26 protein-coding genes and 1 pseudogene are annotated in these 24,165 nt (G+C 70.3%); 8 read left to right on the top strand and 19 right to left on the bottom strand.

Annotation, left to right across the window (positions count from 1 at the left end):
• Positions 1-38: 38 nt before the first annotated feature.
• Complete coding sequence (locus AB0N16_RS21790) at positions 39-605, bottom strand: helix-turn-helix domain-containing protein (RefSeq protein WP_365799051.1); 567 nt, start codon at positions 603-605, stop codon at positions 39-41.
• A 152-nt stretch (positions 606-757) separates the two neighbouring features.
• On the opposite strand from AB0N16_RS21790, the gene AB0N16_RS21785 reads away from it, so the two are divergent.
• Entirely contained in the window at positions 758-2,197 is a 1,440-nt protein-coding gene (locus AB0N16_RS21785) for an MFS transporter (protein ID WP_365799049.1), read from the top strand.
• 266 nt (positions 2,198-2,463) lie between these two features.
• Here AB0N16_RS21785 and AB0N16_RS21780 read toward each other — a convergent pair whose 3' ends face one another.
• The gene (locus tag AB0N16_RS21780; protein WP_365799047.1) at positions 2,464-3,471 is read right to left on the bottom strand and encodes a 1-aminocyclopropane-1-carboxylate deaminase; all 1,008 of its coding nucleotides are present in this window, start codon (positions 3,469-3,471) and stop codon (positions 2,464-2,466) included.
• A gap of 22 nt (positions 3,472-3,493) precedes the next feature.
• Positions 3,494-4,147 carry a GntR family transcriptional regulator gene (locus AB0N16_RS21775; RefSeq protein WP_365799045.1) on the bottom strand — a complete coding sequence of 218 codons (654 nt, stop codon included), beginning with the start codon at positions 4,145-4,147 and terminating at the stop codon, positions 3,494-3,496.
• A 48-nt stretch (positions 4,148-4,195) separates the two neighbouring features.
• Between AB0N16_RS21775 and AB0N16_RS21770 the strand changes: the two genes are divergently transcribed.
• Complete coding sequence (locus AB0N16_RS21770) at positions 4,196-4,336, top strand: hypothetical protein (protein ID WP_365799043.1); 141 nt, start codon at positions 4,196-4,198, stop codon at positions 4,334-4,336.
• A 34-nt stretch (positions 4,337-4,370) separates the two neighbouring features.
• Positions 4,371-4,508 (top strand): hypothetical protein, encoded by a 138-nt coding sequence (locus AB0N16_RS21765; protein ID WP_365799041.1) that lies wholly within the window; start codon positions 4,371-4,373, stop codon positions 4,506-4,508.
• Between the two features lie 74 nt (positions 4,509-4,582).
• On the opposite strand, the gene AB0N16_RS21760 is transcribed toward AB0N16_RS21765, so the two are convergent.
• The 3 genes from AB0N16_RS21760 to AB0N16_RS21750 all read right to left on the bottom strand — a co-directional run bounded on the left by AB0N16_RS21760 (position 4,583) and on the right by AB0N16_RS21750 (position 9,069).
• On the bottom strand, positions 4,583-5,794 hold the full coding sequence (locus AB0N16_RS21760) for an LAGLIDADG family homing endonuclease (protein ID WP_365799039.1): 1,212 nt from the start codon (positions 5,792-5,794) through the stop codon (positions 4,583-4,585).
• 112 nt (positions 5,795-5,906) lie between these two features.
• The gene (locus AB0N16_RS21755; RefSeq protein ID WP_365799037.1) at positions 5,907-7,352 is read right to left on the bottom strand and encodes an alkaline phosphatase PhoX; all 1,446 of its coding nucleotides are present in this window, start codon (positions 7,350-7,352) and stop codon (positions 5,907-5,909) included.
• Between the two features lie 286 nt (positions 7,353-7,638).
• Complete coding sequence (locus tag AB0N16_RS21750; protein WP_365799035.1) at positions 7,639-9,069, bottom strand: hypothetical protein; 1,431 nt, start codon at positions 9,067-9,069, stop codon at positions 7,639-7,641.
• Between the two features lie 308 nt (positions 9,070-9,377).
• Here AB0N16_RS21750 and AB0N16_RS21745 point away from each other — a divergent pair, with 308 nt between their 5' ends.
• Positions 9,378-11,204, top strand: coding sequence for an endonuclease/exonuclease/phosphatase family protein (locus AB0N16_RS21745; RefSeq protein ID WP_365799033.1), 1,827 nt, complete (start codon positions 9,378-9,380; stop codon positions 11,202-11,204).
• Between the two features lie 10 nt (positions 11,205-11,214).
• Here AB0N16_RS21745 and AB0N16_RS21740 read toward each other — a convergent pair whose 3' ends face one another.
• The 4 genes and pseudogenes from AB0N16_RS21740 to AB0N16_RS21725 form a co-directional block, all read right to left on the bottom strand.
• Entirely contained in the window at positions 11,215-11,952 is a 738-nt protein-coding gene (locus tag AB0N16_RS21740; protein WP_365799031.1) for an SRPBCC domain-containing protein, read from the bottom strand.
• 287 nt (positions 11,953-12,239) lie between these two features.
• Positions 12,240-12,818: pseudogene (locus AB0N16_RS21735) on the bottom strand (helix-turn-helix domain-containing protein); the annotation flags it as partial.
• Positions 12,819-12,913: 95 nt separating this feature from the next.
• Complete coding sequence (locus AB0N16_RS21730) at positions 12,914-13,396, bottom strand: circumsporozoite protein (RefSeq protein WP_365799029.1); 483 nt, start codon at positions 13,394-13,396, stop codon at positions 12,914-12,916.
• 94 nt (positions 13,397-13,490) lie between these two features.
• Entirely contained in the window at positions 13,491-14,174 is a 684-nt protein-coding gene (locus AB0N16_RS21725; protein WP_365799027.1) for a hypothetical protein, read from the bottom strand.
• A 307-nt stretch (positions 14,175-14,481) separates the two neighbouring features.
• Here AB0N16_RS21725 and dapA point away from each other — a divergent pair, with 307 nt between their 5' ends.
• From dapA to AB0N16_RS21710, 3 genes are all read left to right on the top strand, one after another.
• Positions 14,482-15,402 (top strand): 4-hydroxy-tetrahydrodipicolinate synthase, encoded by a 921-nt coding sequence (gene dapA / locus AB0N16_RS21720; protein ID WP_365799025.1) that lies wholly within the window; start codon positions 14,482-14,484, stop codon positions 15,400-15,402.
• A 79-nt stretch (positions 15,403-15,481) separates the two neighbouring features.
• Positions 15,482-15,871, top strand: a complete 390-nt coding sequence (locus tag AB0N16_RS21715) for a hypothetical protein (protein WP_365799023.1) — start codon at positions 15,482-15,484, stop codon at positions 15,869-15,871.
• A gap of 85 nt (positions 15,872-15,956) precedes the next feature.
• Positions 15,957-16,463 carry a hypothetical protein gene (locus AB0N16_RS21710; protein ID WP_365799021.1) on the top strand — a complete coding sequence of 169 codons (507 nt, stop codon included), beginning with the start codon at positions 15,957-15,959 and terminating at the stop codon, positions 16,461-16,463.
• 61 nt (positions 16,464-16,524) lie between these two features.
• Here AB0N16_RS21710 and dapD read toward each other — a convergent pair whose 3' ends face one another.
• From dapD to AB0N16_RS21695, 3 genes are all read right to left on the bottom strand, one after another.
• Positions 16,525-17,514, bottom strand: coding sequence for a 2,3,4,5-tetrahydropyridine-2,6-dicarboxylate N-succinyltransferase (dapD, locus tag AB0N16_RS21705; protein WP_365799019.1), 990 nt, complete (start codon positions 17,512-17,514; stop codon positions 16,525-16,527).
• Positions 17,515-17,648: 134 nt separating this feature from the next.
• Positions 17,649-18,185, bottom strand: a complete 537-nt coding sequence (locus AB0N16_RS21700) for a TetR family transcriptional regulator (RefSeq protein WP_365799017.1) — start codon at positions 18,183-18,185, stop codon at positions 17,649-17,651.
• Positions 18,185-18,505 carry a multidrug efflux SMR transporter gene (locus AB0N16_RS21695; protein ID WP_351694858.1) on the bottom strand — a complete coding sequence of 107 codons (321 nt, stop codon included), beginning with the start codon at positions 18,503-18,505 and terminating at the stop codon, positions 18,185-18,187. The genes AB0N16_RS21700 and AB0N16_RS21695 overlap by 1 nt, the downstream gene beginning before the upstream one ends.
• Positions 18,506-18,777: 272 nt before the next feature.
• Between AB0N16_RS21695 and AB0N16_RS21690 the strand changes: the two genes are divergently transcribed.
• Positions 18,778-19,644 carry an AbfB domain-containing protein gene (locus AB0N16_RS21690; protein WP_365799014.1) on the top strand — a complete coding sequence of 289 codons (867 nt, stop codon included), beginning with the start codon at positions 18,778-18,780 and terminating at the stop codon, positions 19,642-19,644.
• Positions 19,645-19,711: 67 nt separating this feature from the next.
• Here AB0N16_RS21690 and AB0N16_RS21685 read toward each other — a convergent pair whose 3' ends face one another.
• From AB0N16_RS21685 to sufD, 6 genes are read right to left on the bottom strand one after another with little or no spacing between them, the layout of a single operon-like run.
• Positions 19,712-20,044, bottom strand: coding sequence for a metal-sulfur cluster assembly factor (locus AB0N16_RS21685; protein ID WP_037743875.1), 333 nt, complete (start codon positions 20,042-20,044; stop codon positions 19,712-19,714).
• The gene (sufU, locus tag AB0N16_RS21680; RefSeq protein WP_365799011.1) at positions 20,041-20,511 is read right to left on the bottom strand and encodes a Fe-S cluster assembly sulfur transfer protein SufU; all 471 of its coding nucleotides are present in this window, start codon (positions 20,509-20,511) and stop codon (positions 20,041-20,043) included. Before sufU ends, AB0N16_RS21685 begins: the two co-directional genes overlap by 4 nt.
• An 18-nt stretch (positions 20,512-20,529) precedes the next feature.
• Complete coding sequence (locus AB0N16_RS21675; RefSeq protein WP_365799009.1) at positions 20,530-21,786, bottom strand: cysteine desulfurase; 1,257 nt, start codon at positions 21,784-21,786, stop codon at positions 20,530-20,532.
• Entirely contained in the window at positions 21,783-22,574 is a 792-nt protein-coding gene (sufC, locus tag AB0N16_RS21670; protein WP_360481784.1) for a Fe-S cluster assembly ATPase SufC, read from the bottom strand. The genes AB0N16_RS21675 and sufC overlap by 4 nt, the downstream gene beginning before the upstream one ends.
• A 7-nt stretch (positions 22,575-22,581) precedes the next feature.
• Positions 22,582-22,902, bottom strand: coding sequence for a non-heme iron oxygenase ferredoxin subunit (locus tag AB0N16_RS21665; protein WP_360481787.1), 321 nt, complete (start codon positions 22,900-22,902; stop codon positions 22,582-22,584).
• Positions 22,899-24,119, bottom strand: a complete 1,221-nt coding sequence (sufD, locus tag AB0N16_RS21660; RefSeq protein ID WP_365799006.1) for a Fe-S cluster assembly protein SufD — start codon at positions 24,117-24,119, stop codon at positions 22,899-22,901. The genes AB0N16_RS21665 and sufD overlap by 4 nt, the downstream gene beginning before the upstream one ends.
• Between the last annotated feature and the right edge of the window lie 46 nt (positions 24,120-24,165).

Here is a 24,165-nt window from a genome sequence, read left to right as displayed (position 1 = left end):
CTCACGCAGATCCGGGGAGGAGCGCGCGGCCGTGGGCACTACGGCCGCAACCCCTCCGTGAGCAGCGACAGATACCGCCGGATCTCCTTGCCCTGCCCGTTGGCCAGTTCCGATGCCGTGGCCAGTCCGTGTGCCAGGCGCAGGAGTTCGATCGGCTCGATGTCCGGGCGCAGGGTGCCCTCCGCCTTCGCCGCCTCCACCAGCCGGGTCGCCGCGCCGCGGACCGTGGTGCCGCAAGCGGTGACCGCGGCCGAGCTGCCGTCCGTGACCGCCGAGCCCAGCAGCGCCTTCAGGCCGCGTACCTGGATGGTGGCGACGCACAGTTCGTTCAGCCACTCCGTCAGCGCCGCGCTCGGCGGCAGTTCCGCGGCGAACTCGTCGGCCAACGCCGCCAGCCCCTCCAGCCGGCCCACGAACGCGGCCTCCAGCAGCGCCTGCCGCGTCGGGAAGTGCCGGTAGAGCGTGCCGGAGCCGACGCCCGCCCGCTTGGCGATGTCATCCAGCGACGCGTTCTCCCCGTGCTCGGCGAAGGCCTCGGCGGCCACCTGCAACAGTCGCTCGTAGTTGCGGCGGGCATCCGCACGCATGGGTCTGACCTGCGTCATCCAGTTACTCCTTGCGAACCGGGGACTCTCTCCGTATCTTATCGAACACCAAACGGAGACAGTCCCCACTTATCGCCGTGTGCTCCACGGGCAGTCCGCCTGCCCGTACTTCACCATGCCCGCGCCGGGGACGCACAGACCGGGAGAACCTCATGTCCGCCCCGTCCAGCCCGTCCACCGCGGCCGACACCTCATCGGCCCCTCCGCACCCCGCCAGGCTCGGTTCCGCTCTTCTCGTCATCGTCACCGCCTACCTGATGGTCGGCGTCGACTCCACCGTCGTCAACGTCGCGCTGCCCGACATCCAGCAGGGCCTGGGGTTCAGCCGGACCGGCCTGTCCTGGGTGCTCAACGCCTACACCCTCACCTTCGGCGGTCTGTTACTGCTCGGCGGGCGGGTCGGCGACATCCTCGGCCGCCGTCGCACGCTCGGCGCCGGAGCGCTGCTGTTCGCACTGACCTCGCTGCTCGGCGGGGTCGCCACGGAGGGCGGCTGGCTGCTCACGGCACGCGCGCTGCAGGGCGTCGGCGCTGCGCTTATCGCCCCCAGCACCCTGGCCCTGATCACCACCAACTTCCCCCAGGGCCCCCGCCGCAACCACGCCCTGAGCATCTACTCCTCCATGGCCGGCATCGGCAGCTCCATCGGCCTGGTCCTGGGCGGCATGCTCACCTCGTGGGCGTCCTGGCGCTGGGCCCTGCTCATCAACGTGCCCATCGGCATCGCCCTGTTCCTGGCCCTGCCCCGCTTCGTCGCCGAGACCCCGCGCCACGCCGGCCGCTTCGACCTGGCGGGCGCGCTGACCGGAACGGCCGGGATGACCTCCCTCGTCTACGCGTTCATCCGGGTCTCCGAGGCGGGCTGGTCCGACACCCAGGCCCTGTCCGGCTTCGGCTGCGCGGTCGCGCTGCTCCTCGGCTTCACCCTGGTCGAGTCCCGGGCCGACCAGCCGGTCCTGCCGCTGCGGCTGTTCGCCGACCGCGACCGGGCGGGCGGCTATCTCACCATCATGCTGCTGCCAGCGGGCATGTTCGGCGCCTTCTACTTCCTCACCCTCGTCTGCCAGCAGGCCCTGGAATACAGCCCGTTGCGCGCCGGGTTCGCGTTCCTGCCGATGACCCTGGCGATGTTCACGGCGGTGCGTCTGGTGCCGCGGCTGCTGGCCCGCTCCGGAGCCAAGCCGGTGCTGCTCACCGGCATCACCCTGCTGGTCGTCGCCGCCGGCTGGCTCTGGCGACTGCGGCCCGGCGACGGGTACGTCACCGGGCTGCTCGGCCCGCTGCTGTTGCTCGGCGTGGGCATCGGCCTGAGTTTCATGCCGCTCAACGCGACCATCCTGGCCCGCATCGAGTCCCGGGAGGCCGGCGCCGCCTCCGGCCTGCTGCAGACGCTGCAGTGGCTGGGCGGCACCCTCGGACTCGCCGTCCTGGTCACCGTGTACGGCACGGTGACCAGGCACGCGACCGGCACTCCGGCCGAGATCCTCACCCACGGGGCCGCACGTGCCTTCGGTATCGGCGCGCTGGTCGCGGTCGCCGCGCTGCTGGTGACGGCGTTCGTGATCACGAGTCCGCGGCGGCAGGGAGACTGAGCGCTCCGCTGGAACCGCCGCGATATGCCGCCTCGGGTGCGGCGCCGTCGTGGCTGGTCGCGCCCCCGCGGCGGAACCGCATAGCGATACAGCCCCGCGCCCCTTCAGGGCGCTGGCGAACCGCAGCGGACTTCGCCGGACCCGCTTGGATCCCTATCGCCCCGATTCCGCCGGCGCCCCTCAGGGGCGCGGGGAACTGCGCGACCAGCCACAACGCACCCGTAGTCGACAACCGGCGCGCACCGGCCGGACGATCGGCAAACCGTCTAGAACAAAGCGCTGTACGCGTTCAGTGCCGGCTGGCCGCCCAGGTGGGCGTAGAGCACCGTGGCGTCGGCGGCGATCTCCCCCCGCTCGACCAGGTCGACCATCCCGGCCATCGACTTGCCCTCGTACACCGGGTCGGTGACCATGCCCTCGGTGCGGGCGGCGAGCCGCATCGCCGCGAGGGTGGTGTCGTCCGGGATCCCGTAGATGCCGGCGTGGTAACGGTCGTCCAGCTCCACGGTCAACTCACCCTTGACCCCGATGAGTTCGCCGGTGCGCCGGGCTATCCGAGCCACCTGCTCGCGGGTCTCGGCCGGCTTGGCCGAGGCGTCGATGCCGATGACCCGGCGCTCGCGGCCGCCCGCCTCTTCCAGCGCGGCGAACCCGGCGACCATGCCGGCCTGCGTCGACCCGGTCACCGAGCAGACGATCACCGTGTCGAAGAAGACGCCCAGCTGCTCCTCCTGCTCGGCGACCTCGTACGCCCAGTTGGCGAAGCCGAGCCCGCCGAGCGGGTGGTCGGAGGCGCCGGCCGGGATGGCGTACGGCTTGCCGCCCGACTCCTCGACCTCGCGCAGCGCCCCTTCCCAGCTCTCCTTGAACCCGATCCCGAACCCGGCCCGGACGAGACGTACGTCGGCCCCGGCCAGCCTGCTGATCAGGATGTTGCCGACCTTGTCGTACACGGAGTCCGGCCACTCGACCCAGCTCTCCTGCACCAGGACGCACTTGAGCCCGGCGCGGGCGGCGACGGCGGCGACCTGGCGGGTGTGGTTGGACTGCACCCCGCCGATGGAGACGAGCGTGTCGCAGCCCTTCGCGAGCGCGTCCGCCACCAGGTACTCCAGCTTGCGCGTCTTGTTCCCGCCGTACGCGATCCCGGAGTTGCAGTCCTCCCGCTTGGCCCACAGCGCGGCACCGCCGAGGTGGGCGGTGAGCCGCTCCAGCGGATGCACGGGCGAGGGGCCGAAGAGGAGGGGGTAACGGTCGTATGAGGAAAGGGACATGGGGTGCCTCCCGGCGGGGCGGTCAGTCGGTGGTGTCGTCGACCAGGTCTGCGAGGGTGTGCCAGATGGCGGCCGTGATCCGGAGCGCCGCCTCCGTGTCGCCGTCCGCGCATGCCTCGATGAGCCGTTCGTGCAGGCCTGCCGAACGGCAGGAGCCGCCCTCGCCGAAGCGGCGGCGCTCCAGCCGCCGGATCAGCGGGGTGTAGCGGGCGACGGTGGCGGCGGCCGCGCGATTGCCAGCCACCTGGATCAGGACGTGGTGCAGCTCGTCGTCGGCGCGCAGGGCCGCGTCCACGTCACCGGCGCCCACGGCGGCGGCGAACCGGTCGTTGGCCGCGCGCATCACGTCGAGGTCGGCGTCCCGCAGCCGGGGTACGGCGGCCCGGGTGGCCAGTTCGTGCATGGCGCCGACCACGGCCGCCGCGTCCCGTACGTCGGCGGCCACCACCGGGGTGACCCGGGTGTAGCTCTGAGGTTTGCTCTCCAGAAGCCCCTCGTCGACCAGCCGGGCGAACGCCTCCCGCACCGGCGCCCGGGACAGCCCGAGCCGCTCCGCGAACTCGGCGTCCCGCACCACCGCACCGGGTTCGATCTCCCCGGCGACGATGGCATCGCGGATGGCCGCGTAGGCGCGGTCGCGTAGCAGGGGGCGGGGGACGGGTCGCAGGGCCTCCATGAACTGAAATGTTAGATGTTAGTTTGCCTCACGGGCAAGGGTAGGTGGATGAGCGACCACCAAGACCGCCAGCCGACCGGGAAAGTCGGCGGGGCGATGTCTGGTATCGTCCGGCATGCCTACTTCTTGTTCCGTGGTTTGATCTTCACCTTCATGGCTGGTGCGCAGAGCTTGGCAAGCTCACCCTGATCTCAGGCATGAGGCCCTCCTCCAACACATCTGGATGGCACTCGTGCTCGAAATTGATGTCAACGCATCGGGGAACGTGGCGTACCTCATCGTCATGCTGATCGCGGCCGCGTTCTGTTGCCGCAAGGCCCTTTCCAGGGCAATCCTCAAGTGGATTGGCCGCCAGAAGTAACCAGCCGTCTGCACGTCAACTCAAGGCGCGACTCCTCTGAACGCCCTTTAGCAGCAGCGCTGCCAGAAGGGCGTTCAGTCAGCACCGAGAACAAGACCATCCACCAGGAGCAGCCCGGAAGGGCTTGTCGTGACGCCGTACACAGGTCGGGCGCCTGCCAGAGAAATGCTTTTTACGCGATCCAAACCCACCGACTCGTCATACCCGTGCATTTCGCTGCTTGCCGGGGAAATATGCCGGACCGTGTTCACCAGTTCCTTCAACCTGAATGCCTTGTAGCCGATACGAAGGTCCAGCACTTTCGCGAGACGGACGAGCGCTGTGGCCCGCGAAACCTCCACGATATAGATCGGCCGTCGACTCATGACTACGTGTCCGTTGACCAAGTGGCCACGCTTCTGCTGCCGCTGATCAACGCGAACCCTGCTGATGATCCCGAACCGCATGAGCGCATCGGACACTTGCTTCGCCAGCACAGGCGATACGGTGGCGAACTCGACGGAGCCATGCAGAGTGCCCCTCGGATTCACTCTCTGCCGAACGCAACCATCGGTATCAATCAGCCCCGAGAGACAGCCAACCCAGAAGTCACGACTCAGCTGTAGGTCAGGAAGTTGTTTTTCGTCGCACCGCTGCCCCCACACCCTGAAGTGTCGAAGGCGGTCCGTGAGCGGATTGCGATGCCCCAGCCTGAACGGGAAGCGCAGACGCACGATCGCTCCCTGTGGAATCTCTCGTACGCCGCACCCATTTTCTACCGCGAACTCACGCATGAACTGCACGGCGCCATCCAATGGATCACCGTGGAACTCCGGCGTGCAGGACGTCATACCCCCGTCGCCGAGCATGGCACCGACGAAATACCCTTCGCGAGCCCGCCCCTCCGCCCCAAAGTAAGCAGCAGTCAACGAGAGCGGCACTCGATCACCCAGCACCAGTGCTTCCGTTGCTTTCCATTCCCACGCCTGCCGCCCAGTCCGCCTTTGCGTCATCCATCGCTGATCAAGTGCGGATTCGATCACTCTGCCGGAAACGAAGCCGATGCGGCGCACCTCGCGGACAGCGCCGTCGAACCAGATGCTGGGAACTACTGGAACTACCTCGCCAACCGAATGATCCCGCGCCCCCTGGTTCGCTCCGTACCGGACGGGCCTTGTGTCCCATTCCTTGTTGAAGGAAAGCACAGGGAGGCGCCGCGCCACCACTTCCTCGATCGAACGCACCGAGCCATCGGGAAGCCACACCCGAGAGCCCTCGGCGATTCCTCCGCGCGATTCCGTGCCCATACCCATCCCCCGCCTCGACCGCAAACCAGCCCGAGATGCAAACGCTATTTCGAGGCGGGGGTGAATTCAGCAAATCGAATCCAGGGTCACTCGTTCGAGCGACTCGATCTTGTCAGCGCTGCTGCCGCTTCCAGGGCCCCGTGATCGCGAGCATGATGCCCGGCGTCTGGATGTTGGCGTACAGGGTCCGGCCGTCGGGCGAGAAGGTGACGCCGGTGAACTCGCTGTATTCGGGCTCCTCTTCGGTGCCGGCGTTCAGTTCGTTGCGGGCGATCGGGTAGGTGCGGCCGCTGTCGGTGGCGCCGAACAGGTGCTGGATGCCCTCGCCGTCCTCGGCGATGACCAGGCCGCCGTACGGGGAGACGGTGATGTTGTCCGGGCCGTCGAAGGCGCCGTCCACGGACGGGTCCGGGTTGACGCCGATGAGGACCTTCAGGGTGAGGGTGCGGCGCTTGGGGTCGTAGAACCAGACGGCGCCGTCGTGCTGGACGGGGCTCTCCGCGCGGGCGTAGGAGGAGACGATGTACACGCCGCCGTCGCCCCACCACATGCCCTCCAGCTTGCGGGCGCGGGTGACCTGGCCGGCGGTGAACTGCTTGCGGACCGAGGTGGTCCTCGCGTCGCGGTCCGGGACGTCCGCCCAGTCGACGCCGTACACGGTGCCGATCTTGGTGGCGCGGGAGAGGTCGTCGACGAAGACGCCGCCGGAGTCGAAGCACTTGAAGGCCTGGAGCGTGCCCGCGTCGTCGGCGAGGGTGCGCAGCCGGCCACGGCCGTGGTGGAAGTTCTCGGGCGGGGTCCAGCGGTAGAGCAGGCCGTTCGGGTTGGACGCGTCCTCCGTCAGGTACAGGTGGCCGCGCTTGGGGTCGACGACGACGGCCTCGTGCGCGTACCGGCCCAGCGCCTTGATCGGCTTGGGGTTCCGGTTGGCCCGGCGGTCCTCGGGGTCGACCTCGAAGACATAGCCGTGGTCCTTGGTGAAGCCGTTGGTGCCGGCCTTGTCCTCGGTCTCCTCGCAGGTGAGCCAGGTGCCCCAAGGGGTGGTGCCGCCCGCGCAGTTGGTGGCGGTGCCGGCGATGCCGACCCACTCGGCGACCTTGTCGTGGCGTACCTCGACGACCGTGCAGCCGCCGGCGGCCGCGGGGTCGTAGACGAGGCCCTCGGTGAGCGGCACCGGGTGGGTCCAGTTGGCGCGGGGTCCGGCCAGCTCGTGGTTGTTGACGAGGAGGGTGGCGCCGCGGGGGCCGTCGAAGGTGGAGGTGCCGTCGTGGTTGGAGGGGGTGAACTCGCCGGACTCCAGCCGGGTCTTGCCGCTGTAGGTGATGACGCGGTACTTGAAGCCGGCGGGGAGGGCGAGGATGCCGTCGGGGTCGGGGAGCAGCGGCCCGTAGCCGACGCCGCCGTGCCCGTGCCCCGACTCGGCCGCGTCGGATGCCTCGCTCTCGGTGGAGGCGAGGGCGTTCGGGGCGGTGGCGAGGGCGCCGACGCTGCCCGCCAGCGCGACACCGGCACCGGTGATCGCGGATTTCCTGGTGAAGTCCCTGCGGGTGAGCGACATGGTGTCTCCTGGTGACGGTCGGAGTGCCGTGGAGGGTGGCGGACCTCGGGTCGGCGCACACGCTCCCGGCCACATCTGAACTCCGCCTGAACTCAGGGCGACATCCGCTTCGTGTGTTCCATGAATCCGTATGCGCCGCCCCACGGCAACCAAAAGCCACACCCAAGAACGCGCCGCGGACCCCGGCAACCGCTCCCTGGAATCCTTCTTCCGCCGTGGCGGCGCTCAGCCGCACTCGACGCGTCAGGCGGTGCCCGTCCCCCGCGCGGCCCCGCTCCTTCGGCCGCTACCCCCCGTGCTGCGACCGTGCCTTGAACGCGGCCTTCCGGGCCTCCTTCGCGACCTTCTTGTCCGGGTGCAGGCGTCCCATCGCCTCCAGGACGTCGGCCGTGTCCGGGTGGTCGACCCGCCAGGCCTCGGCGAAGAACCCGGCGTGCTGCTGGGCCAACCCCTCCACCAGGGCCTGCAGTTCCTCCGAGTTCCCCTCGGCGGCCAGCTGGGCGGCGACTGTGTCGATGGTCAGCCAGAAGATCATGTCCGGCGAGGGCGGCGGCACGTCGGCGGCGCCGCGCTCGGTCAGCCAGACCCTGGCCAGTCCGCCCAGTTCGGGGTCGCCGAGGACCTCGCGGAGCGCCGGTTCGGCCTCGGTGCCGACCAGGGACAGCGCCTGCTGGCAGCGCAGCCGGCGCAGCGGCGCGCCCGCGTCCTCGCCACGCGCGGCGGCCAGCAGCTCCCGGGCGGCGGCGAGGGATTCGCGGCGGGCCAGCCACTGCTCGGTCTCCGCCTGCGCGGCCCCCTGCGGAAACGCGGCCATACCGTCGAGCAACGCGTCCGCGCCCTTGTCGGCGAGCTCCCCGACCGCCGGCGCCTCGAACCCGGCCTCCAGCAGTCGTGCCCGCAGCCCGTACGCGCCGAGCGGGGTGAGCCGCACCATGCCGTACCGGGTGACGTCGCTCTCGTCGACCGGCCCGGCCGCCGGCTCCTCCTCGGCGTCGGCCATGAGCGCCTCGTCGACCGGCTGGTACACGACGACTCCGACCGGCTCCAGCATCCGGAACTGGTCGTCGAGCCGCATCATCGCGTCGGAGACCTGTTCGAGAACGTCGTTGGTCGGCTCCCCCATGTCACTGGGGACGATCATCGACGCGGCGAGCGCGGGCAGCGGCACCCGCGCCTCGCCGGGACCGCCGTCGCTCACCGTCAGCAGGTACAGGTTGCCGAGGACGCCGTCGAGGAATTCCGCCTCCGCCTCGGGGTCCCAGCCGAGTGACGCGAAATCGACCTCGCCGCCCTCGCCGAGCGCGTCGACAATTCCGTCCAGGTCGGGCACGCTCGCGTCGCCGATCACGGTCTCCAGGGCGGCCAGCCAGACCCCGAGGACGTCGTGCGGCGAGCCCCCGGTGAGCAGCGCCAGCTCCTCCCCCGCGGCCACGGTCCCGGCCTCCTCGTCGACGATCTCGACGAGCCCGGTGTCCAGGGCGACCCGCCAGGCCTCGGCGGCGTACGCGGCGGCGTCGTCCCCGGTGAGCCCGAGCAGCTCGGCGGCGGCCGGGAGCTGCTCCTCGGCCAGTCCGCCACCTGCGTCGACGCGGGTGTCGGGCCCGGCCCAGCGGGCGAGCCGGGCGGCCCGGGAGAGCAGCGGCGTGGTCAACGCGGCGCGTGCCAGCTCCGCTTCGGGACGCAACCGCACCGGCGGCAGGGGGGAGCTGTCTGACATCGGGTGGTTCTCCTCGGACGCCTCTACGGTCGTACGACGACATGGACTCCGTACGACGGCCGTACGACCATCGGGACGCCGTACGCCTCAGCCGCTCAGCCTAGACGGATTTCCACCCATGCCGCCCGGTTCATCTCCTCGCCGAGCTGCGTACATGGCCGAAACCTTGACAACTCCCCTACGCAGGGACGAGATTGACGCGCGTAGAAAACAGGGGGGACAGGTGTTCACTCTCTGTCTACGCGTGTCATGCCCACTCCATGACGCACCCTCGTCCCGGCACCGTTTATGTCCCCGGAGGGATTTCCTTGCCGAGCAGGTCTTCCGCGCGTCTCGCCGCGCTCACCGTCGCCGCCGTCTGCAGCGCGGCGTCCCCCGTCGCCCTCACCTCGCCGGCCCAGGCCGACGGGCTGCGCATCCATGACGTCCAGGGCGCCACGCGCATATCGCCGTATGCCGGTCAGAAGGTGACGGACGTCCCCGGCGTCGTCACGGCCACGCGTACCTACGGCTCCTCGCGGGGTTTCTGGCTCCAGGATCCGACGCCCGACGCCGACCCGGCCACCAGCGAGGGCGTCTTCGTCTTCACCAGCTCCACGCCGAAGGTCGCGGTCGGCGACTCCGTCACGGTCACCGGCACGGTCTCCGAGTACGTCCCGGGCGGCGCCACCACCGGCAACCAGTCGCTGACCGAGATCACCAAGCCGACGGTCACCACGGTCTCCACCGGCAACGCCGTCCCGGCGCCGGTCGTGATCGACAAGAAGTCGGTGCCGGCCAAGTACACCCCGGCGGGTGACACGGCCGCGGCCGGCTCCATCAACGGCCTGACGCTCCAGCCGAAGAAGTACGCCCTGGACTACTACGAGTCCCTGGAGGGCATGAACGTCCAGGTCCGCGACACCCGTGTGGTCACCGCCACCGACCCGTACGCCGAGCTGTGGATCACGGTGAAGCCGCACGAGAACCGCACCGTCCGCGGCGGCACGCTGTACCGCTCCTACAACGACCAGAACACCGGCCGTCTCCAGATCCAGTCGCTGGGCGCGACCGCCGACTTCCCGGTGGCGAACGTCGGCGACACGCTGACCGGCGCCACGACCGGCCCGCTGGACTACAACCAGTTCGGCGGCTACACCCTCGTCGCGAGCGAGCTGGGCAGCCTCAAGAGCGGTGGCCTGCAGCGCGAGACGACGAAGAAGCAGTCGAAGAGCGAGCTGGCCGTCGCCACGTACAACGTCGAGAACCTCGACCCCTCCGACGGCACCTTCGCCGCGCACGCCGCCGCGATCGTGAACAACCTCCAGTCGCCCGACATCGTGTCCCTGGAGGAGATCCAGGACGACAACGGCGCCACGGACGACGGCACGGTCGCCGCCGACGTGACGGTGAACAAGCTGATCGACGCGATCGTCGCGGCCGGTGGCCCGAAGTACGACTGGCGTTCCATCAACCCGGTCAACGACCAGGACGGCGGCGAGCCCGGCGGCAACATCCGCCAGGTCTTCCTCTTCAACCCCGAGCGGGTGTCCTTCGTCGACCGCGCGGGCGGCGACTCCACCACCGCGGTGGGCGTCACCAAGGTGCACGGCGAGGCCCAGCTGACCGCCTCCCCCGGCCGGGTCGACCCGGCGAACTCCGCCTGGAAGGCCAGCCGCAAGCCGCTGGCCGGCGAGTTCGTCTTCCGCGGCAAGACGGTCTTCGTGATCGCCAACCACCTGAACTCCAAGGGCGGCGACCAGGGCCTGACCGCGCAGTACCAGCCGGTGGCGCGCAGCTCGGAGGTCCAGCGCCACGCGCAGGCGACGCTGGTCAACGCGTTCGTCAAGAGCATCCTCGACGTCCAGAAGGACGCGAACGTCATCGCGCTCGGCGACATGAACGACTTCGACTTCTCCGGCACCACCAAGATCCTGGAGAGCCACGGCGCGCTCTGGTCGGCGATCCAGTCGCTGCCGACCAAGGAGCGCTACACCTACGACTACCAGGGCAACGAGCAGGTCCTGGACCAGATCCTGATCAGCAAGGAGATCCGCCGCAACGGCGACTTCGAGTACGACAGCGTGCACGTCAACTCGGAGTTCCACGACCAGATCAGCGACCACGACCCGCAGGTGCTGCGCTTCCGCCCCTGAGCACCGTGGCTCAGACCTGGCTGTACACCTTGTCCAGCCAGCCCTGCCAGGCGCTCTCGTTCGCCTCGGCGTCGGCGTCCGGTGCGAAGTCGTGGACGCTGATGCCGACCGGGGCGCCCCAGTGGTTGCGTCCGAAGAACCGGATGAGGGCGTCGTCGGTGCGCAGCCCGATGAAGTACGGGTTGCGGTAGTCGACCACCGCCTCCAGCGTCCGCCCGCCGGGCCCCCGGACACTCGCCTTCGCGCCCTCGGGCAGGTCGTCCGGCAGGCCCAGGGCGCGGCCCACGGCGTCGAAGGCGTCCGGCGCCTGGGCCGCGGCGGGCCCGTTGAGCTGCGCGAAGGTGACCGGGCGGGGCGCGAAGTGGACCAGGTACTCGCGCAGGGTGTGCAGGTAGAAGTCGGTGTGCCTGCTCGCACCGTCGTACTGGTTGTCCCAGTCGTCGGTGAAGATCCCGCTGTGCACATAGCGCACCCAGGCACGACGGCCGCCGTCCCGCGGCTCGATGACGTGCTCCAGCTGGTTGACGCTCTGCACCGGGAAACCGACGTCCTCACTGCGGACGATCAGGTGGTGCGGGGGCTCGTAGGCGGTGACGGTGGAGCCGAAGGCCGCCGCGCCGCCCACCCGGGGCTCGGGCGGCTCCATCGGCCACAGGTAGGCACCGGTGCCGTTGGTGATCGCCTCCCATACCTCCTGGGGCGTGGCGTCGACTTCGAACTCGCGGGCGATCTCGAATTCCTGGGACATGTCGGGGCTCCTGCTGCCTACTGATCCAGTTCGGGGGTGGTCCGGTCCGAGACCCCGGGCCGGGCCTCGGCCGCGGGGTGGGTCTCGGCCGCGGGGTGGGTCTCGGCCGCGGGGTGGGTCTCGACCGCGGGGTGGGTCTCGACCGCGGGCCGGGTCTCGACCGCGGGGTGGGTCTCGACCGTCGGGTGAGTCCCGGCCGTCGGGCCGGTGTCGGCCGTCGGGCCGGTGTCCGCCGTCGGGCCGGTGTCCGCCGTCGGGCGGGGGTCGGCCGTCCGGTGGGGGTCGGCCTTGACCGTGGGATGGAGGGCGACGACGATCCGGTGGTCCCGGCCGTCCTCCGTGCTGGGCGCGTCGTACTTGCGGATGAGCGCGCTCACGCCCGCCGTCAGCTCCTGCACGAACGCCGCGCGGTCGGCGGCGGAGGCGAAGCGCACCTCGCCGTCCAGCGCGTAGGTCGCCAGCCGCCTGCGGGCCTTGGCGGCACCGCTGATCAGCGTGCCGACGTCGCGCACCAGGCGGGCGCCCAGCGCGAGCAGCCAGCGCGCGGAGAGCTGGTCGCGGAAGCGGTCCGGGTCCGGCTGTACGGCGGACAGGGCGGCCGGCGAGATGACGTACGACGCGGCGGTCGCGCGCATCAGGCGTTCGTTGACATTGCCCTTGCGCCGCTCCCCCGCCAGTTCGACCAGGCCGTGCCGCTCCAGCGCCTTGAGGTGGTAGTTCACCTTCTGCCGGGGCAGCCCGACCTTGCCGGCCAGCATCGCGGCCGACGCGGGTGCGGCGGTCAGTTCGGCGAGCAGCCTGGCCCGTATGGGGTCCAGCGACACCGCCGCGGCCTCGGGGTCCTCGATCACGGTCACGTCCAGCATGACTCCACCGTCTCACCGAAAAGTTTTTTTGTCCAGACGGACGAAGTTTTCGGTGGGACGGCGGAGGAGGAGAGGACGAGGAGACCTGAGCTGGTTCAGTGGCGCCGGCCCCGGCGCAGGGCGCGCATGGCGACGGCACCGGCGAGGGCGAGGGCGGCGCCCGCGATCAGCACCGGGCCCGTGTGCCGCTGGGCGCCCCGAGCGGCCGTGCGCACGGAGTGCGGCATGCGCCCCTGGGCGGCGTGCCCCGCCTCGACGGCCTTCTCGGACGCCAGATGGCCCGCGTGCCCCGCCCGCTCCTGGACGGCCTGCCCGGTCCTGAGCGCCCGCTCCTGAAGCGTGTGCCGCGCCTTCACCATCTGCTCCTGAGCCGTGTGGCCGCCCCTCGCCGCCCGGTCCTGGGCCTGATGGCCGGCCCGGGAGGCGCCCTGGCGCAGCTGGACGGTCAGAGCGCCGGCCTTGTCCTTGAGATCGGCGGCGCGGGCCTGGGTACGCCCCTTGAGGTCGGCCTTCGCCGCCAGGGCGCCCGCGGTGTCGGTGATGCGGGCCCCCGTTCCGTGTGCGGTCCTCTTCGTCATCGGTACTGCCCCTTCCGGTCTCGTCGGCGTCCGCTTGCGCCTACGGACCTCCGTGTACCCAGGCCGGCGCCGGTCAGGCGAGGCGACCTGTCCGTCAGCCCCGCTCCCCCCGCTCGCCGAGCCGCGCGAGCTGGCTCTGGAACCAGTCGAGGCGGGCCTGCAACAGGGCTGCCTCCGCGGCCAGTTCGGGCACCCCGAAACTCTCACCGGGCACCGGCACCGGCTCGGCGGCGACCACCCCCGCGGCCCCGGCGGCCACCCGCAGCCCCTCTCCGGCCAGCCGGGCGAACCCGGCGAGCGAAACGGACGTACGCGCGCGTACACAGCCCCCGCAGGCGGCCGCCAGGGCGCGCCAACCGGGCCTGCCCCAGCCCGCGTCGGCGAGCGCCACGGCCGGCCCGCCGCAGGCGCACGAGCCGACGGTGGCCGTGCGGACCCGCTGCCGGGCGTAGCGGAAGCCGCGTTCGAATCGGATGTAGGCGCCGAGCACGGAGACCTCCAGCAGCACGGCCGCCCGGTGCTCGGCGGTGCACAGCAGGGCCTCGGCGGCCTCGCGTTCGTGCAGGCAGTGGAAGCCGCAGTCGCACAGCCGCGCGGGCGGACGGTGCCGCCGGCCATAGACGCAGGACGCGTCGTCCAGCACTCCGTACGGCAGCGCGCCGCCCAGCGACACACCGGTGAACCCGGCCCGGGCGCCGTCCTGGGACAGCACCGGGTGGGCGATCTTGTAGCCGGTCGGCGGCTCCGTCGGGCGTTCCGCCGGGAGCCGCAGCCTCATCGGGCCGCCGGGGCCTCTTCGGGCACCGACACGGTCTGGGGCTCGTGACTCTCTTCGGGGATTTCGGGTTCTTCGTCGTGGACGAGCGGCCGCTCCTGAGCGACCCCGGTGGCCACTGCCCTGCCGAGCTTCATGACGCCTCCCATGACCTGCCGTCGGTGACCGTCCGGCCCATAGTGGCCCATGAGGGGCCGAGTTGGACATAGGGCCTCGGCACGCCTGAGGGAGCGACAACTTAGCGTTTCTAAGACGTAGTGCGTAGAAGAATTAAGTGGAGCTAAGCCTTCGCGCTGTCGAGACTACCCCCATGACGAACCCACGCGACACCGCCCGCTCACCCCGCCCTCCCCGCCCCTTCGGCCGCACCCTCTGCGCGATGGTCACACCGTTCACCCAGGAGGGGACACTCGACCTCGACGGCGCCCGCCGGCTGGCCGCGCAGCTGGTGGCGGAGGGCTGTGACGGTCTGGTGCTGAACGGCACCACGGGAGAGTCGCCGACCACCACGGACACGGAGAAGGCGGAGTTGATCACGGCCGTCCGGGACACGGTGGGCGCGGACGTGTCGCTCGTGACGGGCGTGGGCACCGCCGACACCCTGCACACCGTGGAGCTGGCGCTGGCGGCCGAGAAGGCGGGCGCGGACGGCGTCCTGGTGGTGTCGCCCTACTACAGCAGGCCGCCGCAGGACGCGCTGGAGGCACACTTCCTCGAGGTGGCGGAGGCGAGCGCGCTGCCGGTGATGCTGTACGACATCCCGGGCCGCACCGGCACCCGTATCGAGCCGGAGACACTCATCCGGCTCGCCGCGCATCCCCGGATCGTGGCGGTCAAGGACTGCTCGTACGACTTCCTCGGCACCCAGAAGGTGCTGGCGCGCACGGAACTGGCGTACTACGCGGGCTGCGACGAGCACATCCTCGCCCTGTACGCGGTGGGCGCGGCGGGCTGTGTGAGCACGGTGGCCAATGTCGTCCCGTCCCATGTCGCGACGATCCTGGACGCGTTCGACGCCGGTGACACCGCTCGCGCCGCCGAACTGCAGCTGCGGGCCACGCCGTTGATCGAGGCGATGACGGCCGCGGGGCTGCCGGGCACGGTCACGTCGAAGGCGCTGCTCGGCGCGCTCGGCCGGCCGGCGGGGCCGGTGCGGGCGCCGCTGCGATCCGCCGGCCGGGAGGCGGCCGAGGGACTGCGGGCGGTGTACGAGGAACTCGTGGCCGGCTGATCAGCGGCGGGCGAAGACGGGCTGCCACGCCTTCAGGTCGTCGTACATCTCCTTCTGGACCCCGCTCAGCGCAACGATCTTGTCGCTGCCGATCGTCACCAGGACGAGCCGGGCCCGGTACGACTCGTCCAGGCTGCTGGCCCGCTCCCAGGCGATGAGCCGCCGGTCGTCGGCCCAGGCCAGCAGGTCGCCGCCGGACCTTGGTGATCTCCTTGCCGGTACGGGGGTCGCGGATCGAGGAGTACGACTTCCCGGGGGCGACCTCCTTGGCCAGACCGAGCGCGGCGAGCCGGCCGTTCGGGGACAGCCGTGCGCCGACGTCCGTCCGCAGGTACCGCTCGTCGGCCGGGGCGGCGATCCTGCCGCCGTCGAGGTCGTAGAACCGCTGCTTGCCGTCCCGGTCGCCGACGACCTGCGCGTACACCTGATCACCGGTGCGGCTGTAGGCCGGGCCCCGTATGTGTGGTGACGCGTGCGGAGCGGCTCCACTATGCCTCTCCGCCACGAGAAATATGCACCCACGCCCCGCGCACCCGCTGCCGTACGTTGGCCCCGTGAGCCGCCCCCTGCTGTTCCTGGACGTCGACGGCCCCCTCAACCCGTACGCGGCGCAGCCCGAGCGGCGCCCGGAGGGCTATACGACGATCCGGGCGACCGTCCGCCCCGGACACCCCCTGCGGGTGTGGCTGAACCCGTCCCACGGCCCCGCGCTGCTCGCCCTCGGCTACGAGCTGTGCTGGGCGACCACCTGGATGGCCGAGGCGAACCACTGGATCGCCCCGGTCGTGGGCCTGCCCGAGCTGCCGTACGTCGACTTCGGCCGGGGCCTGCTGGCGGAGCGGCCGGACGGGGTCCACTGGAAGACGGAGGCGATCGTGGCGTACGCGGAGGGCCGGCCGTTCGCCTGGGTGGACGACGAGCAGAGCCCGGCGGACACGCTGTACGTCCGCGCCCACCATCCCGGCCCGGCCCTGCTCCATCACGTCAGTCCCCGGGTCGGCCTGCGCGCCGCCGACTTCGCCGCGCTGGCGGAGTTCCGTGCCTCCGTGACGAACGACTGAGCGCCCTCCCACCCACGTGACGGAAGGGCGCTCTTCCTCGACTCTTCCCGAACCGGGCGGGTCAGTTGTGGCTGTGCAGGATCTCGTTCAGGCCGCCCCAGACCGCGTTGTTCGGGCGGGCCTCGACCGCGCCGGTGACCGAGTTGCGGCGGAAGAGGATGTTGGACGCGCCGCTCAGGTCGCGGGCCTTGACGATCTGGCCGTCGGGCATGGTGACCCGGGTGCCCGCGGTGACGTACAGGCCGGCCTCGACCACGCACTCGTCGCCGAGCGCGATGCCGACGCCCGCCTCGGCGCCGACCAGGCAGCGCTCGCCGACGGCGATGATCACGTTGCCGCCGCCGGACAGCGTGCCCATGGTGGAGGCGCCGCCGCCGATGTCGGAGCCGTTGCCGACGACGACACCGGCCGAGATACGGCCCTCGACCATCGAGGTGCCGAGCGTACCGGCGTTGAAGTTGACGAAGCCCTCGTGCATGACGGTCGTGCCCTCGGAGAGGTGCGCGCCGAGGCGGACCCGGTCGGCGTCGGCGATGCGGACGCCCTTCGGGACGACGTAGTCGGTCATCCGCGGGAACTTGTCGATCGAGGTCACCTGGAGGTGCAGGCCCTCGGCGCGGGCGTTCAGCCGGACCGTCTCGATGTCGTCGACGGCGACCGGGCCGAGGGAGGTCCAGGCGACGTTGGCGAGGAAGCCGAACTGGCCCTCCAGGCTCAGGCCGTGCGGCTTGACCAGGCGGTGCGAGAGCAGGTGCAGACGCAGGTAGACGTCGTGCGCGTCGATCGGCTTCTCGTCGATCGAAGCGATGACCGTGCGGACCGCGACGACCTCGACATTGCGGCGGGGGTCCGGGCCGATCGCCTGGGCCGCACCCTCGCCGAGGAGTTCCACGGCCTGCTCGGCGGAGAGCGTCTCGGTACCGGCCGGGCCGGGCTCGGCGACCAGCGCGGGGGCGGGGAACCAGGTGTCGAGAACGGTGCCGTCGGCGGCGATGGTGGCGAGCCCGGCGGCCACGGCGCCGGTGGGACGAAGAGCAGTCGTGTCGGTCATGAGGGCAACCTAACCGGCCGGGGGCCGGGGAGGCGAACCAGCGTGCGGGACGTCTCGGCAGCCGGGCCGTGAAGATCGTCCGGGCGGCCCGCACTCCCCCGCGCCCGGGAAGGGGAACGGCAGAGGCGTTCCGCTCAGGGAATCACGCGCCCCAGCACCTCCCGCGCGTACCCCTCGTCGTACGGCGTCCCGGTCAGCAGCACCTGGAGGCAGATCCCGTCCATCAGCGCGACCAGGGCCCGCGCCGTGACCGGGTCGGTGCGCCGTGCCAGCCGTTCGGCAAGGCCGTCGGCCCACTCGGCGGCGACGGGGCGCAGGGCCGGGCGGCGCAGGGCGGCGAGGTAGAGCTCGTACTCCAGCTCCACGGCGGTACGGTCCCCGCTCAGCCAGTCGCCGAGAATCCGGGCGAGGGCGGTGGCGAGGTCCGCCGCGGAGTCGTCCAGTCCGCCGCGTGAGGCGATCGCCTTGGCGAAGCCCTCGTTGGCCTGCCGCAGCGCGGCGACCATCAGCTCGTCGAGGGTCTTGAAGTGGTACGTCGTCGAACCGAGCGGTACGTCCGCCGCGGCGGCGACGGAGCGGTGGGAGAGCCCGGCCAGCCCCTTCTCCCCCACCACGCGGATCGCCGCCTCGATGATCCGCTGCCGGCGCTCGGGGTCGTAACGGCGTGGCATCAGTGCGCGCCTCCCAGGTTCAGGACCACCACTCCCCCGATGATGAGCACGATCCCGGCGACCTTCACCAGGCTCAGCCCCTCCCCGAACAGCAGCAGGCCGAGCACGGCGATGGCCGCGGTGCCGACGCCGGACCAGATCGCGTACGCCGTGCCGATCGACACGGTCTTCAGCGTCGCGGCCAGGAGCAGGAACGACACCACATACCCAAGTGCCGTCACCAGCGAGGGCCAGAGCCGGCTGAAGCCCTCGCTGTACTTCATCGCCGTCGTCGCGGCGACCTCGGCGGCTATGGCGCCGGCGAGCGTCAGGTATCCCATGTGTACGAGTGTACGCAACGTTGTGTACGGCCGTACACAAAAGCCGTGGCGCAGCGCATCCGCGGGAGGGCGCCGAGATCCGCGGCTGAACTCCCCTGCACCCACACGAAGATGTTTAATTCTCATAGAAACCGCTAGCCGAAACGACTCCCCGCGGCCGCACGACTCCACTAGTGTGTGCACCTCTGTGATCCATCATCGCTTCACAGTTCACCCACCTCACCCTCACACCCCCGGCTGCCGCTGCCTAGGCGCCGCTGGAGGAAAAGCGCATGCCAGAAACCACCCCCCAACCCCCGCCGCATCCCTCCTGGGAGAACGGCTGGGGCCCCGACACCTCCCGGGCTCCCGGAACCCGAAGACTCTGGCTGGCCGGCACGCTGGCGATCGCCACGGTCGTCGCCTGCGTCACCGCGATAGCCGTCAGCCGCACCACCCCTGACCAGGCGTCAACGACGCCTCCCCCGCCGACCGACGCGGCCCTCGACCACGGCCCCGGCCTGCTCTCCTTCGCCTCACCGACGGCGACGGGACCGGCCACCCCCGCGAAGGACAAGTCAGGCATGCTGACGACTTCGCCCACCTCGTCCTCCTCCGCCACGGCGTCGGCCGCGGCACCGGGCACCACCCCGAAGACCTCGCCGTCCAGCGCGAAGCCCTCCAAGGCCTCGCCGTCCAAGGGAAGTTCGGGCGGCTCGGGTGGCTCCACACCGCAGTCCCCCGCCCACAGGTCGGTCCGGTCGGTCAACTACCCGGACCGCTACTGGCACGTGAGCGACGGTTATGTGAAGCTCGACCCGGTCCGCGGCTCGGAGTCCCGTGAGGACTCGACGTTCACCGTGGTCAAGGGCCTTGCGAACAGCTCCTGTTACTCGTTCCGGACGTCCGACGGAAAGTACCTGCGGCACCGCAACTTCCTGCTGCGCGCCGACGGCAACGACGGCTCGTCCCTCTTCAAGCAGGACGCCACCTTCTGCGCCCGGACCTCGGCCTACTCCGGCGCGGTCATGCTGGAGTCGGCGAACTACCCCGGACGTTTCCTGCGCCACCAGAACTTCCAGCTGAAACTGGTCTCCTACCAGGACAGCGACCTCTACCGCGCGGACTCGGCGTTCCGCCTGGTGGATCCCCTGGCCTGAGCACGCTGCCCGAACACGCGAAAGCGGCGGCACCTGTCCGGTGCCGCCGCTTTTCGCTACGCGGGTGTCAGACGTTGAACCCGAGCGCCCTGAGCTGCTCGCGGCCGTCGTCGGTGATCTTGTCGGGGCCCCACGGGGGCATCCAGACCCAGTTGATGCGCAGTTCGTTGACGAGGCCGTCCGTGGCGGACTTGGCCTGGTCCTCGATGACGTCCGTCAGCGGGCAGGCCGCCGAGGTCAGGGTCATGTCGATCGTCGCGATGTTCGCGTCGTCGATGTGAATACCGTAGATCAGGCCGAGATTGACGACGTCGATGCCCAGCTCGGGGTCGACGACGTCGTACAGGGCCTCGCGGAGTTCTTCCTCCGAGGCCGGCTTCATCTCAACGGTCTCGCTCATGCCGTCTTCCTTTCGGCGTCGGCCGCGCCACCCAGCGCCTGAGCCGTCGCGTCCTTCCACGCCATCCAGCTCAGGAGGGCGCACTTGACCCGGGCCGGGTACTTGGAGACACCGGCGAACGCGACCGCGTCCTCCAGCACCTCCTCCATCGCGTCGTCGGGTTCGAGCCTGCCCTTGGACTGCATCAGCTCCAGGAAGGTCTCCTGGATCTGCTGCGCGTCGCCCAGCTCCTTGCCGACCAGGAGGTCGTTCAGTACGGAGGCGCTCGCCTGGCTGATCGAGCAGCCCTGGCCCTCGTACGAGACGTCCTCGATCGTCGTGCCGTCGTACTTCACTCGGAGGGTGATCTCGTCGCCGCACGTGGGGTTCACATGGTGCACCTCGGCGTCGCCATCCCTGAGACCACGCCCGTGCGGGTGCTTGTAGTGGTCCAGGATGACTTCCTGGTACATCGAGTCCAGCTTCACGGTCTCAGTTCACGCCCTTCAGCCGAAGAAGTTCCGTACGTGCTCCAGCCCCTCGACCAGTGCGTCGATCTCGGCCGGCGTGGAGTACAGATAGAACGACGCTCGCGTGGTCGCAGGAATTCCGTACCGCAGGCAGACCGGACGGGCGCAGTGGTGGCCGACCCGGACCGCGATGCCCTGCTCGTCGAGGACCTGGCCCACGTCGTGCGGGTGGATGTCCCCGAGGGTGAAGGAGATCGCCGCGCCCCGGTCCTCGGCCGTGGTGGGGCCGATGATCTTCAGGTCGGGGACCTCGGTGAGCCGCCGTACCGCGTACTCGGTCAGCGCGTGCTCATGGGCGAGGATCTTGTCCATGCCGATCGAGTTCAGGTAGTCGATCGCCGCACCGAGGCCGACCGCCTGGGCGATCGGGGGGGTGCCCGCCTCGAACTTGTGGGGCGCCGGGGCGTAGGTCGAGGAGTGCATCGACACGGTCTCGATCATCTCGCCGCCGCCCAGGAAGGGGGGCAGGTCCTCCAGGAGCTCCTGGCGGCCCCAGAGGACGCCGATGCCCGTCGGGCCGCACATCTTGTGCCCGGTGAAGGCGACGAAGTCGGCCTGGAGGGCCTGGACGTCTAGCGGCATGTGGGGAGCCGCCTGGGAGGCGTCGATGCAGACCAGCGCGCCGACCTCCTGGGCGCGACGGACTATCGCCTCGACCGGGTTGACCGTGCCCAGGATGTTCGACACCAGCACGAAGGAGACGATCTTCGTCTTCTCGGTGATGATCTCGTTGATGTTGGACAGGTCGAGGCGGCCGTCGTCGGTGAGGCCGAACCACTTCAGCTTCGCGCCCGTGCGCTGCGCCAGCAGCTGCCACGGCACGATGTTGGAGTGGTGCTCCATCTCCGTGATGACGATCTCGGTCTCGTGGTCCACCCGGTAGGGCTCGTCGGCCCAGCCGAGCATGTTCGCCACGAGGTTCAGCGACTCGGAGGCGTTCTTGGTGAAGATCACCTCGTCGCGGCTGGGCGCGTTGATGAACTCGGCGACCTTGTCGCGCGCGCCCTCGTACAGCGCCGTGGCCTCCTCGGCGAGCACATGCACACCGCGGTGGACGTTGGCGTTGTAGCGCTCGTAGTACTCACTGAGTGCGTCCAGCACCTGGCGCGGCTTCTGCGAGGTCGCCGCGTTGTCCAGGTACACGAGCTTCCGGTCGTCGTGGACCAGTCGGTCCAGGATGGGGAAGTCCTTGCGGATCGCCTCGGTGTCGAGGAGGCCCGGCAGCTGCGTCACGCGACGGCCCCCCTTGAGTTCGCTCCGCTCACGGCGCCACCCTTCGTGTAAGCCTCGTAGCCCTCGTTCTCCAGCTTGTCGGCGAGCTCGGCACCGCCGGACTCGACGATGCGTCCGGCGGAGAAGACGTGGACGAAGTCGGGCTTGATGTAGCGCAGAATGCGCGTGTAGTGCGTGATGAGCAGGGTGCCCACCTCGCCGGTCTCACGGACGCGGTTGACGCCCTCGGAGACGACGCGCAGGGCGTCGACGTCCAGGCCGGAGTCGGTCTCGTCGAGGATCGCGATCTTCGGCTTGAGCAGTTCCAGCTGGAGGATCTCGTGGCGCTTCTTCTCGCCGCCGGAGAAGCCCTCGTTGACGTTGCGCTCGGCGAAGGAGGGGTCCATGGAGAGGCGCTCCATGGTCTCCTTGACCTCCTTCACCCAGGTACGCAGCTTGGGGGCCTCGCCGCGGACGGCGGTGGCGGAGGTGCGCAGGAAGTTGGAGACCGAGACGCCGGGGACCTCGACCGGGTACTGCATCGCCAGGAACAGGCCGGCGCGGGCGCGCTCGTCGACGGACATCTCCAGGACGTCCTCGCCGTCGAGGGTGACGGTGCCGCCGGTGATCGTGTACTTCGGGTGACCCGCGAGCGAGTAGGCGAGCGTCGACTTGCCGGAGCCGTTGGGGCCCATGATGGCGTGCGTCTCGCCCTGCTTCACGGTGAGGTCGACGCCCTTGAGGATCTCCTTCGTGGCGTTGTCGGCCTCGACGGTGACGTGCAGGTCTCGGATTTCAAGCGTTGCCATGGGTGCCTCAGGACTCCTGGGTGAGGGAGACGAGCACGTCGTCCCCTTCGATCTTTACGGGGTATACGGGGACGGGGCGGGTGGCCGGGAGGCCGGACGGCTTGCCGGTGCGCAGGTCGAAACTGGAGCCGTGCAGCCAGCACTCGATCTGGCAGTCCTCCACCTCGCCCTCGGAGAGCGAGACGTTGGCGTGGGAGCAGATGTCGTAGATCGCGAACACCTCTCCCTCGGTGCGGACGACCGATACCGGCGTGCCGTCGAGTTCCACCCGTTTCGGGGTGTCGTCCTCCAGCTCGCTCAGCCCGCAAGCGCGTACGAAGGTGGTCATGCGACCGAGGCCTCCAGCTCCTCCTCGATCTTGGCGAGCAGCCGCTCCTCGATGTCGGCGACACCGATCTGCTGGACCAGTTCGGCGAAGAAGCCGCGGACCACCAGCCGGCGGGCCTCGTGCTGCGGGATGCCGCGGGCCATCAGATAGAAGAGCTGCTCGTCGTCGAATCGGCCGGTGGCGGAGGCGTGGCCGGCGCCGACGATCTCGCCGGTCTCGATCTCCAGGTTCGGCACCGAGTCGACCCGCGCGCCGTCCGTGAGGACCAGGTTGCGGTTCATCTCGTAGGTGTCGGTGCCCTCGGCCTTGGCCTCGATGAGGACGTCGCCGATCCAGACCGCGTGTGCCTGTTCGCCCTGGAGGGCGCCCTTGTAGGCCACGTTCGACTTGCAGTGCGGGGTGTTGTGGTCCACGAGCAGACGGTGCTCCTGGTGCTGCCCGGCGTCCGTGAAGTACAGGCCGTACAGCTCGGCCTCGCCGCCGGTGCCGGCGTAGGAGACACGCGGGTGCAGTCGTACGACGTCGCCGCCGAAGGTGACGACGACCGACTTGAAGGAGGCGTCGCGGCCGACGAGGGCGTTGTGCTGGGCCACGTGCACGGCCTTGTCGTCCCAGTCCTGGACGGAGACGACGGTGAGCTTGGCACCGTCCCCCAGGACGTACTCGACGTTGGCGGCGGTGACCACGTCGCCGGTGTGGTCGATGACGACGACGGCCTCGGCGAAGGCGCCCAGCTCGATGACCTGGTGGCCGTAGGAGACCCCGCCCTGGCCGTGCACGGCGATCCGGATCGGCTCGGTGAGCACCGTCTCCTTGGGGACGGTGACCACGCCGGCCTGCTCGAAGGCGGAGTACGCCTGGGCGGCGACCCGGTCCACCGGGATGCCGGCCCGGCCGAGCCGGGGGTCGTCGCGGCCGACCAGCTCGACGGTGACGCCCTCGGGGGCCTCCACCGCGACCTTCAGGCCGTCGCCGGTGGCGACCGCCGTGCCGTCGTGCAGCCCGCGCAGGCGCTCCAGCGGGGTGAACCGCCACTCCTCCTCGCGGCCGTGCGGGACCGGGAAGTCCGCGACGTCGAAGGACGGGGGCGCGCTCATGCGCGTGGCGACGGTCGACTCGGCGGCCACCGCGATCTGGCCGGCGGTGGTGGACCCGACCGGTGGGGGTCCCCCCACCCGAGCGGATCCGAGGGTGGGGGAGTTCTGAGCCTCAGCCATGGCTGTCGGTCTGCTCGCTTTCTTACGTGAGTGGCTTGACGGTGAC

It is taken from the genome of Streptomyces sp. NPDC051105, from assembly GCF_040682795.1.
Lineage (GTDB): Bacteria > Actinomycetota > Actinomycetes > Streptomycetales > Streptomycetaceae > Streptomyces.
The sequence above is the reverse complement of the archived record's forward strand: the minus strand, read 5'-3'. Positions and strand labels throughout refer to the sequence as shown.

Excerpts from the sequence above, each read along its gene's own strand:
- AB0N16_RS21790 (WP_365799051.1), bottom strand. The coding sequence starts at position 605 with ATGACGCAGGTCAGACCCATGCGTGCGGATGCCCGCCGCAACTACGAG.
- AB0N16_RS21785 (WP_365799049.1), top strand. The coding sequence starts at position 758 with ATGTCCGCCCCGTCCAGCCCGTCCACCGCGGCCGACACCTCATCGGCC.
- AB0N16_RS21780 (WP_365799047.1), bottom strand. The coding sequence starts at position 3,471 with ATGTCCCTTTCCTCATACGACCGTTACCCCCTCCTCTTCGGCCCCTCG.
- AB0N16_RS21775 (WP_365799045.1), bottom strand. The coding sequence starts at position 4,147 with ATGGAGGCCCTGCGACCCGTCCCCCGCCCCCTGCTACGCGACCGCGCC.
- AB0N16_RS21770 (WP_365799043.1), top strand. The coding sequence starts at position 4,196 with ATGAGCGACCACCAAGACCGCCAGCCGACCGGGAAAGTCGGCGGGGCG.
- AB0N16_RS21765 (WP_365799041.1), top strand. The coding sequence starts at position 4,371 with ATGGCACTCGTGCTCGAAATTGATGTCAACGCATCGGGGAACGTGGCG.
- AB0N16_RS21760 (WP_365799039.1), bottom strand. The coding sequence starts at position 5,794 with ATGGGCACGGAATCGCGCGGAGGAATCGCCGAGGGCTCTCGGGTGTGG.
- AB0N16_RS21755 (WP_365799037.1), bottom strand. The coding sequence starts at position 7,352 with ATGTCGCTCACCCGCAGGGACTTCACCAGGAAATCCGCGATCACCGGT.
- AB0N16_RS21750 (WP_365799035.1), bottom strand. The coding sequence starts at position 9,069 with ATGTCAGACAGCTCCCCCCTGCCGCCGGTGCGGTTGCGTCCCGAAGCG.
- AB0N16_RS21740 (WP_365799031.1), bottom strand. The coding sequence starts at position 11,952 with ATGTCCCAGGAATTCGAGATCGCCCGCGAGTTCGAAGTCGACGCCACG.
- AB0N16_RS21730 (WP_365799029.1), bottom strand. The coding sequence starts at position 13,396 with ATGACGAAGAGGACCGCACACGGAACGGGGGCCCGCATCACCGACACC.
- AB0N16_RS21725 (WP_365799027.1), bottom strand. The coding sequence starts at position 14,174 with ATGAGGCTGCGGCTCCCGGCGGAACGCCCGACGGAGCCGCCGACCGGC.
- dapA (WP_365799025.1), top strand. The coding sequence starts at position 14,482 with ATGACGAACCCACGCGACACCGCCCGCTCACCCCGCCCTCCCCGCCCC.
- dapD (WP_365799019.1), bottom strand. The coding sequence starts at position 17,514 with ATGACCGACACGACTGCTCTTCGTCCCACCGGCGCCGTGGCCGCCGGG.
- AB0N16_RS21700 (WP_365799017.1), bottom strand. The coding sequence starts at position 18,185 with ATGCCACGCCGTTACGACCCCGAGCGCCGGCAGCGGATCATCGAGGCG.
- AB0N16_RS21695 (WP_351694858.1), bottom strand. The coding sequence starts at position 18,505 with ATGGGATACCTGACGCTCGCCGGCGCCATAGCCGCCGAGGTCGCCGCG.
- AB0N16_RS21690 (WP_365799014.1), top strand. The coding sequence starts at position 18,778 with ATGCCAGAAACCACCCCCCAACCCCCGCCGCATCCCTCCTGGGAGAAC.
- AB0N16_RS21685 (WP_037743875.1), bottom strand. The coding sequence starts at position 20,044 with ATGAGCGAGACCGTTGAGATGAAGCCGGCCTCGGAGGAAGAACTCCGC.
- sufC (WP_360481784.1), bottom strand. The coding sequence starts at position 22,574 with ATGGCAACGCTTGAAATCCGAGACCTGCACGTCACCGTCGAGGCCGAC.
- AB0N16_RS21665 (WP_360481787.1), bottom strand. The coding sequence starts at position 22,902 with ATGACCACCTTCGTACGCGCTTGCGGGCTGAGCGAGCTGGAGGACGAC.
- sufD (WP_365799006.1), bottom strand. The coding sequence starts at position 24,119 with ATGGCTGAGGCTCAGAACTCCCCCACCCTCGGATCCGCTCGGGTGGGG.